This is a genomic window from Christiangramia aquimixticola (assembly GCF_048285835.1).
Lineage (GTDB): Bacteria > Bacteroidota > Bacteroidia > Flavobacteriales > Flavobacteriaceae > Christiangramia > Christiangramia aquimixticola.
Genome location: NZ_JBLVTL010000003.1, coordinates 254165 through 268729, shown reverse-complemented (window position 1 = coordinate 268729; position 14565 = coordinate 254165). Strand labels below are relative to the sequence as shown.

The 14565-nt window shown below is 36.6% G+C and carries 16 protein-coding genes; 8 read left to right on the top strand and 8 right to left on the bottom strand.

Annotated elements, in window-relative coordinates:
* The coding region (locus ACNKXV_RS08145; protein ID WP_417907218.1) for a tetratricopeptide repeat protein at nucleotides 1-1219 on the top strand (1219 nt) is incomplete at its 5' end.
* A 76-nt stretch (nucleotides 1220-1295) separates the two neighbouring features.
* Here ACNKXV_RS08145 and ACNKXV_RS08140 read toward each other — a convergent pair.
* Together ACNKXV_RS08140 and ACNKXV_RS08135 are read right to left on the bottom strand one after the other, a co-directional pair.
* A complete protein-coding gene (locus tag ACNKXV_RS08140; protein ID WP_417907217.1) occupies nucleotides 1296-2048 on the bottom strand; it encodes a C40 family peptidase in 753 nt (250 codons plus the stop codon).
* Between the two features lie 16 nt (nucleotides 2049-2064).
* The gene (locus ACNKXV_RS08135) at nucleotides 2065-3246 is read right to left on the bottom strand and encodes an acetyl-CoA C-acyltransferase (protein WP_417907216.1); all 1182 of its coding nucleotides are present in this window, start codon (nucleotides 3244-3246) and stop codon (nucleotides 2065-2067) included.
* Between the two features lie 114 nt (nucleotides 3247-3360).
* Between ACNKXV_RS08135 and ACNKXV_RS08130 the strand changes: the two genes are divergently transcribed.
* A complete protein-coding gene (locus ACNKXV_RS08130; protein WP_417907215.1) occupies nucleotides 3361-5406 on the top strand; it encodes an HD family phosphohydrolase in 2046 nt (681 codons plus the stop codon).
* On the opposite strand, the gene ACNKXV_RS08125 is transcribed toward ACNKXV_RS08130, so the two are convergent.
* On the bottom strand, nucleotides 5407-5859 hold the full coding sequence (locus ACNKXV_RS08125) for a transcription elongation factor (protein ID WP_417907214.1): 453 nt from the start codon (nucleotides 5857-5859) through the stop codon (nucleotides 5407-5409).
* Between the two features lie 194 nt (nucleotides 5860-6053).
* On the opposite strand from ACNKXV_RS08125, the gene ACNKXV_RS08120 reads away from it, so the two are divergent.
* Together ACNKXV_RS08120 and ACNKXV_RS08115 are read left to right on the top strand one after the other, a co-directional pair.
* Entirely contained in the window at nucleotides 6054-6719 is a 666-nt protein-coding gene (locus ACNKXV_RS08120; protein WP_417907213.1) for a hypothetical protein, read from the top strand.
* Nucleotides 6709-7443, top strand: a complete 735-nt coding sequence (locus tag ACNKXV_RS08115) for a DUF3307 domain-containing protein (RefSeq protein WP_417907212.1) — start codon at nucleotides 6709-6711, stop codon at nucleotides 7441-7443. Before ACNKXV_RS08120 ends, ACNKXV_RS08115 begins: the two co-directional genes overlap by 11 nt.
* Here ACNKXV_RS08115 and ACNKXV_RS08110 read toward each other — a convergent pair.
* Nucleotides 7417-7824 (bottom strand): glyoxalase, encoded by a 408-nt coding sequence (locus ACNKXV_RS08110; protein WP_417907211.1) that lies wholly within the window; start codon nucleotides 7822-7824, stop codon nucleotides 7417-7419. The genes ACNKXV_RS08115 and ACNKXV_RS08110 overlap by 27 nt on opposite strands.
* 166 nt (nucleotides 7825-7990) lie before the next feature.
* Here ACNKXV_RS08110 and ACNKXV_RS08105 point away from each other — a divergent pair, with 166 nt between their 5' ends.
* The 3 genes from ACNKXV_RS08105 to ACNKXV_RS08095 all read left to right on the top strand — a co-directional run bounded on the left by ACNKXV_RS08105 (nucleotide 7991) and on the right by ACNKXV_RS08095 (nucleotide 10259).
* Nucleotides 7991-9343, top strand: a complete 1353-nt coding sequence (locus ACNKXV_RS08105; RefSeq protein ID WP_417907210.1) for an NAD-dependent succinate-semialdehyde dehydrogenase — start codon at nucleotides 7991-7993, stop codon at nucleotides 9341-9343.
* Between the two features lie 22 nt (nucleotides 9344-9365).
* On the top strand, nucleotides 9366-9785 hold the full coding sequence (locus ACNKXV_RS08100; RefSeq protein ID WP_417907209.1) for an NUDIX domain-containing protein: 420 nt from the start codon (nucleotides 9366-9368) through the stop codon (nucleotides 9783-9785).
* An 87-nt stretch (nucleotides 9786-9872) separates the two neighbouring features.
* Nucleotides 9873-10259 (top strand): acyl-CoA thioesterase, encoded by a 387-nt coding sequence (locus ACNKXV_RS08095; protein WP_417907208.1) that lies wholly within the window; start codon nucleotides 9873-9875, stop codon nucleotides 10257-10259.
* Between the two features lie 135 nt (nucleotides 10260-10394).
* Here the strand turns inward: ACNKXV_RS08095 and ACNKXV_RS08090 are convergent, their stop codons facing one another.
* From ACNKXV_RS08090 to ACNKXV_RS08080, 3 genes are read right to left on the bottom strand one after another with little or no spacing between them, the layout of a single operon-like run.
* Entirely contained in the window at nucleotides 10395-11498 is a 1104-nt protein-coding gene (locus tag ACNKXV_RS08090) for an endonuclease/exonuclease/phosphatase family protein (RefSeq protein WP_417907207.1), read from the bottom strand.
* An 18-nt stretch (nucleotides 11499-11516) separates the two neighbouring features.
* The gene (locus ACNKXV_RS08085) at nucleotides 11517-12797 is read right to left on the bottom strand and encodes a mechanosensitive ion channel family protein (protein ID WP_417907206.1); all 1281 of its coding nucleotides are present in this window, start codon (nucleotides 12795-12797) and stop codon (nucleotides 11517-11519) included.
* 9 nt (nucleotides 12798-12806) lie between these two features.
* Nucleotides 12807-13091 carry a DUF3817 domain-containing protein gene (locus tag ACNKXV_RS08080; protein ID WP_417907205.1) on the bottom strand — a complete coding sequence of 95 codons (285 nt, stop codon included), beginning with the start codon at nucleotides 13089-13091 and terminating at the stop codon, nucleotides 12807-12809.
* 142 nt (nucleotides 13092-13233) lie between these two features.
* Between ACNKXV_RS08080 and galE the strand changes: the two genes are divergently transcribed.
* Nucleotides 13234-14277, top strand: a complete 1044-nt coding sequence (gene galE, locus ACNKXV_RS08075) for a UDP-glucose 4-epimerase GalE (RefSeq protein ID WP_417907204.1) — start codon at nucleotides 13234-13236, stop codon at nucleotides 14275-14277.
* Between the two features lie 52 nt (nucleotides 14278-14329).
* Here galE and ACNKXV_RS08070 read toward each other — a convergent pair whose 3' ends face one another.
* Nucleotides 14330-14488, bottom strand: coding sequence for a YqaE/Pmp3 family membrane protein (locus ACNKXV_RS08070; protein ID WP_417907203.1), 159 nt, complete (start codon nucleotides 14486-14488; stop codon nucleotides 14330-14332).
* Nucleotides 14489-14565: the final 77 nt, after the last annotated feature.

The following is a 14565-nucleotide window of genomic DNA, read 5'->3' as shown; positions in this document are numbered from 1 at the left end:
TATTTTAACTGCGGCATTGTCAGTTCTTACTTTGTCCGCTTTTGCACAAAAAGACCAGATTAAAAATGCTGAAGACGCAATAGAAGACAGCAAATTTGACGAAGCTAAGGCTCAGCTAAAAATCGCTGAACCTAAGTTATCTGAACTGAATAGCAAATGGCAGGAAAGATTCTACCTATATAAAGGTCAGGCTTATGCAGCCGGAACTCCTACAAATGCCGATCTTGAAACCGCTGCTATGGCTTATGCAAAAGCTGTAGAAATGGGTAACGATGATGCTGTTGAAGCTTTAGCTAGCTTAAAAAATGATTTGCTGAATAGTGCAATTGAAGATCAGGGAACTGAGAACTATGAATCTGCAGCAGAAAAACTTTATACAAGTTATAAAATCAGCAAGCAGGATACTGTATACCTATATTATGCAGCCAACAACCTTGTACAGGCGCAAAATTATGATAAAGCTGTAGAATTTCTTCAGCAATTGAATGATCTTGGATATGATGGTTCAGGGAAATCTTATACTGCTGTGAATGTTGAAACAGGAGAGAAAGAAAATCTTGGATCTAAGCAACAAATGGATCTTATGATCAAAACTGGTCAATATACAGATCCTCAGGTTGAGAAGATTCCATCTAAAAAAGGTGAAATTGCTTCATTGATCGCAAGAATCTACATTAACCAGAAGCAATTTGATAAAGCTATCGCATCTATAGATGAAGCTAAGGCTGCAAATCCTAATGATGTTTCTCTATTATTATCTGAAGCTAACATGTATTACCAAATGGGAGAGCAAGCAAAAGCTATCGCAATTTTGGAGAATGCAGGAGAAATGGATAAAACCAATCCAACAGTTTTCAATAACATCGGGTTGATGTATATGGAGCTAAAGGATAGTGAAAATGCCATCAGGAACTACGAGAAAGCTTTGGAAATTGATCCTGAGTTCAATGACGCCAGAATTAACCTTGCAGCAGCTATGTTAAATGCTGAAAGAGCCATCATTGAAGAAATGAATGGACTTGGAATGAGCAAGAAAGATAACCAGCGTTATGATGAGCTTGACAAGCAAAGAAAAGAGATCTATAGATCTGTTCTTCCTTTCCTTGAAAAAGCAATGGAAATAGAGCCTGATAATACTGAAATAGTTAGAACTGCAATGAACCTTTACACTAACTTAGGTATGCAGGAAAAGGCTGATGAACTTAAAGCCAAGCTTTAATTAGATTCACCAGTATAGAAATAAAAAACCCGCTGAAATTCAGCGGGTTTTTTTATGCCTTAAATTGAATAAAGGACTAAATAATCTTTTTAATAACTCTTAATTTGTGAGTGTGTTTCCTTAATTCTGCATTGAAAATTCCGGAATGATCTATTCTGTCAATTCTGACTTTCCCATCTACATGAATTATATAGTTATCCTGCATCATTAATCCCACATGGTTGATAACCCCATCGTTATCATCAAAAAAAGCAAGATCTCCGGGTTCACTCTCTTCTATAAAACTCAGAGCTTCTCCTTGTTTAGCCTGTTCAGCAGCACTTCTTTTAATTTTAAACCCGTTCTTTTTATAAACAGCCTGGGTTAATCCACTGGCGTCTATTCCAAATGGAGTTCTTCCACCTGCTGCCTGAGGAGCATTCAAAAAAAGACTGGCAGTTCTAATAAGATCTGCTTTGGTTTTCCCTGAGGCTTTTTCAAATTCTCCTTCGAAAGTATGACCCAGTTGACTGGCGTAATTTAAAACAGATCCCAATACAATGGGCATTAGAAGTCCATTTTCGTCAGTTATATATTCAATAAGATCTGAAGAAAGCTGAAAATCATTCTCTTCTAAAGAATGAAATTCAGCTTCATTAATTTTTCTAAACTGCTTGTTATCGATCCAGGCTTCAAACCCGTCAAAAGCATTCCTAATTCGGCTCCAATGAGCTCTTTCTTCCAGAATTTTGAAATGTTCTCCATATAAAAGCTGGGAGATCATCTCGCTTTGACAGTTGGCTGAAACCCTTAGCGGTACAATACTCAAATGGCCAATACCGTATTGCATTTATATCTTGATTGTCTTAAGAGTTACGTTCAATTACCATTGCTGAAGCACCACCACCACCATTACAAATAGCAGCTGCTCCAAGTTTTCCGTTATTTTGTTCCAGAACGTTCAATAAAGTTATGATTATTCTTACCCCACTGCAACCAAGAGGATGACCTAAAGAAACTGCACCACCGTTTACGTTAGTATTGGAATCGTTAAGGCCTAAAATTTTCATGTTTGCCAGACCAACTACAGAGAAAGCTTCATTAAACTCAAAGTAATCCACATCGCTCAGTTCAATTCCTGCTTTAGCAATAGCCTTAGGAAGAGCTTTAGACGGGGCAGTGGTGAACCATTTTGGTTCGGTTGCTGCATCGGCAAAACTTTTAATTGTGGCAAGAGGCTTAATTCCAAGTTCATCAGCTTTTTCACGGCTCATCAAAACCACTGCTCCGGCACCATCGTTTATAGTTGAAGCATTTGCAGCAGTTACTGTACCTTCTTTAGAAAATGCCGGTCTTAAAGATGAAATTTTGTCCATTCGAACATTCTTATATTCCTCATCTTCTTTAACTATAATCGGGTCTCCTTTTCTTTGTGGTACTTCTACCGGAACAACCTCATTATCAAATTTACCTTCTTTCCAGGCTTTTGCCGAACGCTCATAAGATGTGATAGCGAATTTATCCTGATCTTCTCTTGAAAAGTCATGTTCTGTTGCACAAAGATCGGCACAAACACCCATCGCATTGTGATCGTAAGCATCCACAAGACCATCCTTTTGCATTCCATCTTCCATGCTGGCTGGTCCAAATTTCTTTCCGTTTCTTAAATGAATATAATGAGGGATTAAACTCATATTTTCCATCCCTCCGGCCACAACGATATCGGTATCACCCAACATAATGGATTGAGCTCCCTGCATTACCGCTTTCATCCCGCTGGCACAAACTTTATTAATAGTAGTACAAGGAACGGAATCCGGGATTCCTGCCCCAAGAGAAGCCTGTCTTGCCGGTGCCTGTCCAACACCTGCCTGTACCACATTTCCCATTAGAACTTCCTGAACCAATTCTGGTTTAAGGTTAATTTTTTCAAGTGCGCCTTTAATGGCAATAGACCCTAATTTTGTGGCTGGAATGGTGGATAAGCTACCTAAAAAACTCCCAATTGGAGTTCTCGCAGCACTTACTATAACTACTTCTTTATTCATGTTTTTAGTTTTAATATTTTCAAGTGTTGCGAAGTTAGTGATTTTATAAGAGATTAAATAACCTAAGCTTATTAAGGCCTATTTTTACTACATTTGAGCATTACCCGAAGATATATGAGCGATTTCGTAAATAAACTTTACAAAAATCAGGCGCTTTTTTATAAAGTTTTCCTGTTCGTGCTTACCTCAGTTTTAATTGTTTACCTGCTTCCTAAAGGAGGTAAGTTTAAATATGATATTCCTAAAGGAAAGCCCTGGCAATATGAAAATTTATATGCTCCATTCGATTTTGCGATCTTAAAGACAGATGAAGAAGTTGCTGCAGAGAAACAGGATATCACCAGATCTCAGATTCCCTATTATAATTTTGATACCGAGAAACCGGAGCTTATTAAAGACGAAGCCTTAAGGGAAGTAAATAATGTATTTCCGGATAGTACCTTAAGTGTTTATGAAACGATCATAGATAATTTTGTTTCTGAAACTGTTGAAAAGATCTATGAATTTGGGCTTCTTCAGGAAAGTGAGCGTTTAGACCCGGATCATCTGGTCTATTTATTAAAAGGAAATGAGGCTTCAGAAGTAGCTTATAGAAGAATTCTGAAACAGGGTGAGATAAGGAACTTTCTAAGTGAGGAGATTTCAAATTCGGGCTTTGCATCGTTTAAAACGGAATTACTCGAAGTCTTCTTTAATACCGTTGAGCCAAATGTCACCTTTAATAATGAACTTACTCAAAATGAACTTGCGAGTAAATTGAATAATATCTCTTATACCCGGGGAATTATTGAGCAGGGCAGCAGGATAATTGCGAAAGGTGAAGTAGTTGAAGGGAATAAATATCACATCCTGCGTTCTTTAAAAGCAGAATATGAATCTCAGGTCTGGAGCCAGTCCAATTATAACTGGATTATTGTTGGTTACAGTACTCTGGTTGCTCTTGCTCTCCTCATGTTATTGCTTTTTATGAGAAAATATCGGGTGGTTATTTTTGATAACAATGTAAAAGTAACCTTCATATTTTTCAATATCATTTTCATGGTTATGCTCACTACGTTGGTGGTGAACTTTGAAATTGATTACGTGTATGTGGTGCCTTTATGTATACTGCCTCTTACCTTAAAAGCCTTTTTTGATGCGCGCCTTGGTCTATTTACCCATGTTATTACGGTATTGCTGCTTGGGTTTATTGTCCCGAATAGTTATGAATATATGTTTTTGCAAATCATTGCCGGGATTGTGACCATACTAACGGTTAGTGAATTGTATAAAAGGGCCAATCTATTTATTTCTGTTGGCCAGATCACTTTGGTATATATAGTAGCCTATTTTGCTTTCACAGTTATTCAGGAAGGGAATATTGACGATATGAAGCCGGAGATCTTCCTTACTTTCCTGCTTGGTGGACTGGCAACCTTATTTGTACAGCCGCTTATTTACGTTTACGAAAAAATCTTCGGAATGGTAAGCGACATGTCTCTACTGGAACTGTCAGACACCAACTCAAAATTACTAAAAGAACTGGCAGAAAAAGCACCCGGTACTTTTCACCATAGTTTAAATGTTGCAAATCTTGCTGAAGCAGCTGCGAATGAGATCAATGCCAATGCAATGCTGGTTAGGGTAGGAGCCTTATATCATGATATTGGTAAAATGTATAATCCTACTTATTTTACCGAGAATCAAACTACCTCTGTGAATTCACACGATGAATTGTCACCAAGGGAAAGTGCACAGATTATTATTGAACATGTGATCAAAGGGATCGAATGTGCCAAGAAAAACAATTTACCAGACAGGGTAATTGACTTTATAAGAACTCATCACGGTACGAGCACCGTATATTACTTTTATAAAAAAGAGAAGGAGATCAACGAAAATGCTTTAGCTGAAGATTTCAGATATCCGGGACCAATTCCTTTTAGTAAGGAAACTGCTATTTTAATGATGTGTGATAGTGTGGAGGCTGCAAGTAAAAGTCTTAAGGAACCAACTTCTATCCTAATCGATAATTTTGTAGAAAAGATCATCGATAAGCAAATGGATGAAGGTCAGTTCCTTAATTCTAATATTACTTTTAAGGAAATTCAAATGGTGAAGAAAATTTTGAAAAGGAAATTAAAGAACATCTACCATTTGAGAATTGAATATCCTGAATAATTACTGGACGTTCTTTATCTTGAATTCTTTATCGTTAAAGGAAAAAGTATCTCCTGCTTTTTTCCCTTTCATGTCCTGATAAATTGGAGCATCTGTTGAAATTGCATAAACAGAGCTACCATCATCAAGTACCACTTTACCAAGAGCAGCTGAAATGAAATAGTAATTTTCAGAGGTTTCCACGATACTTCCAAAATCGATTGCCTCAGTATAATGTTTGCGGTCGATCTTGCTTAGTTTTTCCTTCATTTTTCTGGAATTATCCAGGTATTCCGCATATTTCTCAAAATCTCCTAATAACTGGCCTTTACTATCGTCCTCATCATAATCTGTATGCGCATCATTATTTTCCATGGATTCTTTGATTTGATCCATTTCATTTTGATACTTTTCGATCTGTTTGATAACCGTATCAAGACATTTATAAAATAATTCTTCTTTGTTAGCTACCATTTTTTTGTTTTTCTAATTCGAAATAAAATTAATTAAGCTATCGGGGCTGGACGAAGATTTAGGAAATATTTAATATGGCTTCCAAAGGCCGATAGAACAATATTAGAGCATAAGCTTATTCAACAATCTTATTAGCCTGTGTGCTTATAAATGTCTTTTATAAGTCTTTAAACTTATTTTATTATATTTGGGTAATGATAGCAGTTATTTCAGCAGATCTTTTAGAATCTTCAGGATATTCCTCACAATTATTGGAGCGGGTACTTAATACCCTTAATTCAGAATTTGGATATTTAGAAAAAGCTGATATCCAGAGTAATTTTGAAATTTACCGTGGTGACAGCCTTCAGGGGATATTACCTCCAATTCATGCATTAAAGACGGCCATCTTATTTAAAACCGCAATTAATAAACTCCATTCAAGAATTGGAAAAAATACAAACTCTTTTAAAAAGGAAGCAGATTTAAGAGTTTCCATAGGTATAGGCACTTTTGACTTTAAGAGAACTTCCATTTTAGAATCGAATGGGCAGGCTTTTCAATTTTCGGGACGGGCACTTGACGATTTAAAGGAAGAAGGTAGAAAGATTAAACTGGTCACTCCCATTGAAAATATAAATGCTGAATTTGAGGCGTCTCTTTTTCTATTCGAGATAATATCAGATAAATGGAGTACAGCCTCGGCAGAAGTAGTTTACTATTTATTAAAAGGATTGAAAGAAACTGAAATTGCAGATGAAATAGGAATAAGTCAGTCCGCGGTTAATCAGAGAAAAAAGGCTGCAGGCTGGGATGCCATAGAACTTTTGCTCGCTCGTTTTGCTCAGGTGATCACAGAAAATTTTACAAATGGAAAATAGCTTATTAATCCTGTTACAATTATTGCTAGCACACATTATCACAGATTTTGTGGTACAGCCAACAAAATGGGTTCAGGACAAAAAACGAAAAAAGGCGAAATCTGTTTATCTTTATTTACATTCCGCGATAGCCGGATTTCTCACCCTGTTATTTCTGGCAAGAATCGAGTACTGGTTTGTTGGGATTTTTATTGCCGTAACCCATTTTTTTATCGATCTATGGAAACTTCAGTTTTCCCGAGATAGTTTTAAAATATTCATTGCAGACCAGATTCTACATTTGTTCGCCATTCTTTTAGCCTGGTTTTATATCACAGATAATTTCTGGAATATTATTCCTTTTTTATCGAATGCGCTGGAATCTCAGGCCATTCTTAGCATCCTTATTGGATACCTGTTTATTATTTTTCCTGCTGGTTTTCTTATTGGGAAAGCCACCAGCCGCTGGCAGACCGAAGTAAAATATGATCTTAAAAAAAATAGTCTCGATGCAGCCGGAAGGTATATAGGGATTTTTGAAAGGATACTTGTCCTTACCTTTATTCTAACCGGTAATTTTTCTGCCATTGGATTTTTGATCGCGGCCAAATCCATATTAAGGTTCAGCGATAAATCTGAAACCGGTGCCAGAAAGCAAACCGAATATGTACTTATAGGTACCCTGATGAGCTTTACGATCACAATTTTAATTGGGCTACTAATACGCCATATTATGTTCCAGTAACTGGATATTGCTTTGTAATCGCTCCCTTACTATATTCATCATTCGCTTATTCAAAGCAGATGAATTTTCAATATAACGTTCATATTCTCCCAGGGTAAATTGGCCAATAATGATCCCTTTAAGGCTATTCCTGAACTTTATATCCCTTTGTACGGCGTTATCGATATATAACATTCGTTTGTCAAGCTTAAGCTCGTAGAACTTATTCTTATGTTTTTTAATGTAATTTCTGAAAACAGCCAGCATCAAATCATTTTGAAGTTTAGCCAATGGCCTTAAAGTCTCGTTTTGAAATCTTTCATCTGCACTCATGTTATTGGTGAGTTTTGCAGAAGGAATTTCAGGTCTCAATTCCAGTAATTGTATATCTCGTGGTTCCATAAGAGGTGGTGTTTCTTAAATTTAAGCATTAATAAGTTTAAGTTGACCAGCATACTTTTCTATTTGTGAACCGGTTATGAACATCCATGAGTTAAAACTGTCTTAATCGCTCCAGTTAACTTTTATCATCTTATTATATTTAAAATAAAAGCTCAAGAAATTATATATGATCCAATCACAAAATCCATATACCGGGGAAGTAATAGAAGAATTCAAAGAGTATACTAAACCTCAGATCAACGAAGCTATTGAGAATGCAGATAAACGGTTTAAATCCTGGAAAAAGACCAGTTTTAAAGAGCGGGAAAATCATTTAAAAAATGTCGCCAAAGAGCTGAATAAAAATAAGGAAGAGTACGCTCGTGACATAAGTTTGGAAATGGGGAAACCCATTATACAGGCGGTTTCAGAAATTGAGAAATGCGCATGGGTTTGTGAGTACTATGCTGAGAATGCAGAAGCACAGCTAGCAGTTAAAAAAATAGATACAGATGGTTCCAGGAGTTATGTTCGCTATGAACCCATTGGAGTGGTACTGGCAGTAATGCCATGGAATTATCCATTCTGGCAGGTATTCAGGTTTGCAGCCCCGGCATTAATGGCAGGTAATATTGGAATTCTTAAGCATGCCAGTAACGTAATGCGATCTGCAAACAATATTCAGAAAGTGTTCCAACGCGCAGGATTGCCGGAACACTGTTTTCAAAATCTGGTAATTGGAAGCAGTAAGATTGAAGCTATAATCAAAGATCCACGAATTAAAGCCGTAACCCTAACCGGTAGTAAACCCGCCGGAGCAGCAGTTGCCGGTACCGCAGGAAGTGAAATTAAAAAATCTGTACTTGAACTTGGTGGTAGTAATGCCCTGGTGGTTTTTAAAGATGCCAATTTAGATGAAACTGTCGCTACCTGTGTGCCGGCAAGGTTTCAAAATACAGGACAAAGTTGTATTGCCGGTAAAAGACTGATAATTCATGAAAGTATAGCTGAAGAGTTTACCAATAAATTCGTGAAAGAAGTAATAGCGCTTAAAAGTGGAGATCCTTTCAATGAAGATACTTTTATCGGGCCAATGGCAAGGAAAGATCTTGCTGAAGAATTGGAAAAGCAGATTAATGAATCGGTTAAAAAAGGAGCAAAAATACTTATAGGTGGAAACCGAAAAGATGCTTATTTAGAACCCACAGTAGTTACAGGGGTCACGAAAGATATGAGTATGTTCCGGGAAGAGACGTTTGGACCGGCAATTGGAATCACCACCTTTAAAACCACTGAAGAAGCCATTGAACTTGTAAATGATTCTGAGTTTGGTCTGGGTGTATCCATTTTTACTCAGGATATGAGTTTTGCAGAAGATATAATACCAGAATTTGAAGATGGAGCAGTGTTCGTGAATGAACTCCTAAAAAGTGATCCCCGACTTCCTTTTGGAGGAACAAAAACTTCGGGTTATGGAAGAGAATTGTCCGTTGACGGGATTCGGGAGTTTGTCAATAAAAAGACGGTCTACTTTAAATAATTAAACATAAAACCTACTCATTATGGAAAGAAATAAAATAGCCGTAACGGTAGATAGTGTAGTCTTTTGTCACACTAATAATAAATTCAAAGTCTTATTAATAGAAAGAAAAAATGATCCTTTTAAAGGTCAGTGGGCTTTGCCCGGTGGTTTTGTAGATGAAAATGAAGATTTGGAAGCGGCAGCTATCAGAGAGTTATACGAAGAGACCGGAGTGCAGGTAAACAGCATGGAACAGATCAAAGCGTTTGGTGCTCCAGATCGTGATCCACGGGGACATACCATATCCATTGCATTTTTGTGCAGAATCTATGTGGAAGAGAAATTAAAGGCGGCAGATGATGCTGCGAATGCTCAGTGGTTTGAACTTGAGAAATTACACGATATGGACTTGGCATTCGACCATGATGAAATAATCAATGTAGCTCAACAATTCCTTTAATATCAAATCTGGTAGTTATCCTTACATTTTCTTTATCTATTGAGATTGTTTGGTGGGAGTACCATAACTAATTAGTTTTAAATAAAAATGAGATTTCATACGCGTAAATGGATTAAACCGGAAGATCTTAACCCAAACGGTACTTTGTTTGGTGGGAGATTATTAGAATGGATTGATGAGGAATGTGCATTGTACAGCATCGTTCAACTTGAAAATCCAAAGACTGTCACCAAATATATGAGTGAGATCGATTTCAAAAGTTCTGCTCACCAGGGTGATATTATCGAAATTGGGATCGAAGTTTTAAAATTTGGTTCAGCATCTTTAACCTTAAAGTGTGAAGTGCGGAATAAAATGACCCGCGAGGCCATTATTACCATAGATAAAATCGTGATGGTAGCTTTAGATGAAAACGGTAAACCTAAAGCTCATGGTAAGACTAAGATCGAATATGTCAAAGACAGGCTTAAGTAATAAGCATTCCTTTATAGTCTCACCAAATAGGAGTATTCAAATTTACCGGCCCTTATTCTTTATAACCGCAGGTGATTCCTTCTGAAGACCTTGAATTATCTAGTCTTTATTTAAACAGGCAGTTTTCTGAAAAGTTTATTTATTGCTTGAACCATTTTGGCCTTTTTCAGCATTTTCTTCTTTTTCGTCAGCGATCTGTTCTTTAGCTTTTTTGATCAATTCTCCAGATGCCGGCTCTGGTTTCTGTTCCTGGGCTAATTCTTTCTGTATATAGAGGTCTGCATAATAAGGGAAGTGATCAGATTGTATATCATTTCCTGTATTGATTTTCTTTACTCTGAATTCTTCAGAAACAAATATATGATCCAAAGACCATCTCATTATAAAACTTCTGGCGTTGAAAGTGTTGTAAAAGCTTCTGCCTTTTCTAACATCAAGTAATTCTCCAACTTCCTGAAACATCCCGGTAGAGGAAGACCAAGCAACATCGTTAAAATCACCAATAACAATAACCGGAATTTCAGAATTTTTCGCTTCAAGCGCAGTTTTCATCATCTCTGCATCCCTGTCTGTTGACGAAGGGTTATGCTGCGGCATTGGCGGAGTAGGATGTATGGCGTGCAATTGTACAAGATCTCCAGACTTTAATTTAATCTTAGTATGAATAGAAGGAATACTGTCATCCACCATAAATCTTACCTGGGTATTTTGTAATTGGAATTTCGAGTAAAGGATCATTCCGTAAGTATTATCCAAAGGAACTTCAACCTTGTATGGATAATTTGAACCTATTCCTTCTTTTATAGCTGCCGCCCATTTTGCGTCGGTTTCAGTAAATACAGCAATGTCAGGGTTTAAATTCTTCATTTCTGCAACTAAAAGATCCGTTTCCTTATTCTTCTGAAGCACATTAGAAGTAAGCAATCTAAAACCTGTATTTTCATCCACATTTGCGGTTGGTTCGTTAACGTCCTTAGTCGCTAAAGGAGTATATGGAAAGACCTTGGCAAATTGAAAGGTGAAACAAGCCACCAGAACCAGCATGAAAATATAATCCTGCCATGCTTTTATTTCAAACCGAATAAAATAGGCGAAAATAGCGGTAAGGGTTAATAAGGTTAGCTGGATATGCGGAAAATCAAACATTCTTATCCACCAAAAATCGGCAGCGATCAATGGAATTAATGTAATCACAACGGCTAAAATCCCGAAGCCCTGCAGAAATGGTTTTAATTTCATATTTGGTAATGGTTGGTATTAGGAATTTGATTTTTCTCCCAGAAAATTACGGATATCATCCCCGGATGGTGCTTCAAATAACTGAAGATCAAAATAGGGAATTGCCGCTATAAGGTGGTCAAATATATCAGCTGAAATATACTCAAAATTCTCCCATCGCTTATCCCTGCTAAAACAAAGTATTTCCAGTGGGATTCCATTAGGAGTAGGAGCAAGGTGCCTTACAATAAGATACATCTCCTTATGTATGGCAGAATGTTCATGCAAATAAGTATCTGCATATTTCCTGAAAACACCCAGATTGGTTTGATTACGGCCGTTTATAAGAAGACTCTTGTCAATATTATTAGATTCATTAAACTTATCTATTTCAGTTTGACGATGGTCAAGATAAGGTGCGATTAGCTGGATCTTTTTCAATTTAGCAATATCGTCCGGCCCCAGGAATTTAACTGAATTCTGTTTGATATAAACAGAACGTTTGATCCTTCTCCCGGGAGATTCCTGCATCCCTCTCCAGTTTTGAAAGGAATCAGAAATAAGACTGTAAGTAGGAATGGTAGTATAGGTGTTATCCCAGTTTTGAACCTTTACTGTTGCAAGGTTTATTTCGGTTACTGTACCATCTGCTCCAAACTTTTGAAATGTGATCCAGTCTCCAATTCTAACTATGTCATTTACAGATATTTGAATAGAAGCAACTAAACCTAAGATTGTATCTTTAAAGATCAATAAAATTACCGCCGAAGCCGCACCCAAAGAAATAGCAAATCCTATAACAGATTTTCCTGTAATAGTGGAAAACATGAACATCAAACCAATGATCCATATAAAGATCATGATTATCTGGCTAAAGCTTTCTAAGGGTTTATCGTTAAACTCTTCTCTGGTCTTTAAATAATTTCGGGTTGTTCGCAGTATACTACGGAAAATCCAGACCAAAAGAATGATCACATAGATTTTAATAGCATAATAAAAGACTTCCAGAGCTTCCGGGAAATCGTCAAAAATTAATGGAAAAATTTTATAGGTAATTAATAGAGGTAGAAATCTCCCTACATACCTTGGGAAATTACTTTGTATAAGAAAGTCGTCAAAAGTTGTTTTGGTCTTGTTGGTAAACAACCTGAAACCTTCTATAACAAAATGCTGAATAAGATAATTGGCTCCTATAATGATAAAAGTAAGAACCATCAGGTTTATAAAGAGATTCAGGTATTGAGCCACAGCCGGGTTCATACCGTAATCCACAAACAGTTCTTCAAGAAAACAGATAAGTTCTATTAATCTTTCTTCCATATAGTTGAATTAAAGGTACTTTTTTTCAACATAAAATGGTCCAAAAGGTAAAAATGAACATCCAAAAATTATGGCAATTTGGGTAAGACCCCACTTCATAGGCTTTATTAGGTATAAACCGCCAGCGATGTAGGCAATAAAAAGAACGCCATGGGCCATCCCTATAATTTTAACCATAAGGGGTAGATCAAAGATATATTTTAGGGGCATGGCTATTAGTAATAATAGTAGAAAGGAAATACCCTCAAGAATACTAATCCACTTAAAGACCTTGATTTTTTGTTCTAATGCCATAATATTTTTTTTTAGCCGATGCAAAGGTAAATTATCTGTAAGACATAACGTTCAAAGAATCAAAGTGCTTTTAATAGTATTTTGAAGAATAAAGACATTTATAGATTCCATTTTTATTATTTTGCGCTTGTAAAAATAATTCATGAAAAATAAAAGAGTATTGGTTACCGGTGGGCTTGGGTTTATAGGCTCTCATACCGTAGTAGCCCTTCAAAAAGAAGGATTTGAAGTTGTAATCATAGATAACCTTTCCAATTCTTCTTTGGATGTACTGGCTGGAATTACACAAATTACCGGTAAAACACCAGAATTTGAGAACTTAGATCTTAGAGAGAAACCGGCCGTTCAAAATTTCTTTGAAAAATACCCGGATATCGAGGGAGTGATACATTTCGCTGCTTCCAAAGCAGTAGGTGAAAGCGTGATCAATCCATTGCTATACTATGAAAATAATATCTCCAGTCTGGTTTACCTCCTTCAGGAACTTGTAAAGAAGGATAGCTGTAAATTTATTTTCAGTTCATCCTGTACCGTTTATGGCCAGGCAGATGAATTGCCTATAACTGAAAATGCACCGGTAAAAAAAGCCGAGTCTCCTTATGGAAACACAAAACAAATAGGAGAGGAGATCATTCAGGATACCTGTAAAGTGAATAACCATCTAAAAGCGATCTCTTTAAGATATTTTAATCCAATTGGTGCTCATCCATCTGCCGAGATTGGAGAACTACCAATAGGAACTCCTCAAAACCTTGTGCCATTTATCACCCAAACTGCGATTGGAAAAAGAGACGAATTGTCTGTTTTTGGAGATGATTATCCTACCAGTGATGGAACAGCCATTCGGGATTATATTCATGTAATGGATCTTGCTGAAGCCCATGTAATTGCCTTAAAACGCTTGTTTACTGAAAGTGATCGTGCCAATTATAATGTTTATAATCTTGGTACAGGGAATGGAAATACGGTGCTGGAAGTGATCAAAACATTTGAGAAAGTTTCAGGGACAGATCTTCCTTATAAAATTGTAGGCAGGAGAGCAGGTGATATTACGGCTGCCTATGCAGATACTAATAAAGCCAATAATGAGTTAAACTGGAAAGCCTCCCGATCTCTGGATGAATCTTTGGAAAGCGCCTGGAAATGGCAAAACGTGGTAATAGCTAAAGAAAAAGAGGAAAATTAATTATATAGATAAGCACAAAAAAAAGACCGGCAATTTGCCGGTCTTTTTTATACTATTTAGTTCCATTTACCAGGAAAGCATGAATTACTCCGGGAACCCATCCTAAAGCGGTAAGTAATAAACTAATTAAGAATGTTACTCCAAGTCCGTGTTTCATAAAAACAGCAAGAGGTGGTAATAGAATATTTAATACAATTGTAAGTATCGACATAACTTTGGTTTTATTGGTTAAATGTTAATTTATTAACGCATTTGCGTTTGTTAAAACCAAGATATAATGATTAAAAG

Excerpts from the sequence above, each read along its gene's own strand:
- ACNKXV_RS08115 (WP_417907212.1), top strand. The coding sequence starts at position 6,709 with ATGGAAAATAGCTTATTAATCCTGTTACAATTATTGCTAGCACACATT.
- ACNKXV_RS08140 (WP_417907217.1), bottom strand. The coding sequence starts at position 2,048 with ATGCAATACGGTATTGGCCATTTGAGTATTGTACCGCTAAGGGTTTCA.
- ACNKXV_RS08125 (WP_417907214.1), bottom strand. The coding sequence starts at position 5,859 with ATGGTAGCTAACAAAGAAGAATTATTTTATAAATGTCTTGATACGGTT.
- ACNKXV_RS08130 (WP_417907215.1), top strand. The coding sequence starts at position 3,361 with ATGAGCGATTTCGTAAATAAACTTTACAAAAATCAGGCGCTTTTTTAT.
- ACNKXV_RS08100 (WP_417907209.1), top strand. The coding sequence starts at position 9,366 with ATGGAAAGAAATAAAATAGCCGTAACGGTAGATAGTGTAGTCTTTTGT.
- ACNKXV_RS08120 (WP_417907213.1), top strand. The coding sequence starts at position 6,054 with ATGATAGCAGTTATTTCAGCAGATCTTTTAGAATCTTCAGGATATTCC.
- ACNKXV_RS08080 (WP_417907205.1), bottom strand. The coding sequence starts at position 13,091 with ATGGCATTAGAACAAAAAATCAAGGTCTTTAAGTGGATTAGTATTCTT.
- ACNKXV_RS08110 (WP_417907211.1), bottom strand. The coding sequence starts at position 7,824 with ATGGAACCACGAGATATACAATTACTGGAATTGAGACCTGAAATTCCT.
- ACNKXV_RS08095 (WP_417907208.1), top strand. The coding sequence starts at position 9,873 with ATGAGATTTCATACGCGTAAATGGATTAAACCGGAAGATCTTAACCCA.
- ACNKXV_RS08085 (WP_417907206.1), bottom strand. The coding sequence starts at position 12,797 with ATGGAAGAAAGATTAATAGAACTTATCTGTTTTCTTGAAGAACTGTTT.
- ACNKXV_RS08135 (WP_417907216.1), bottom strand. The coding sequence starts at position 3,246 with ATGAATAAAGAAGTAGTTATAGTAAGTGCTGCGAGAACTCCAATTGGG.
- ACNKXV_RS08090 (WP_417907207.1), bottom strand. The coding sequence starts at position 11,498 with ATGAAATTAAAACCATTTCTGCAGGGCTTCGGGATTTTAGCCGTTGTG.
- ACNKXV_RS08105 (WP_417907210.1), top strand. The coding sequence starts at position 7,991 with ATGATCCAATCACAAAATCCATATACCGGGGAAGTAATAGAAGAATTC.
- ACNKXV_RS08070 (WP_417907203.1), bottom strand. The coding sequence starts at position 14,488 with ATGTCGATACTTACAATTGTATTAAATATTCTATTACCACCTCTTGCT.
- galE (WP_417907204.1), top strand. The coding sequence starts at position 13,234 with ATGAAAAATAAAAGAGTATTGGTTACCGGTGGGCTTGGGTTTATAGGC.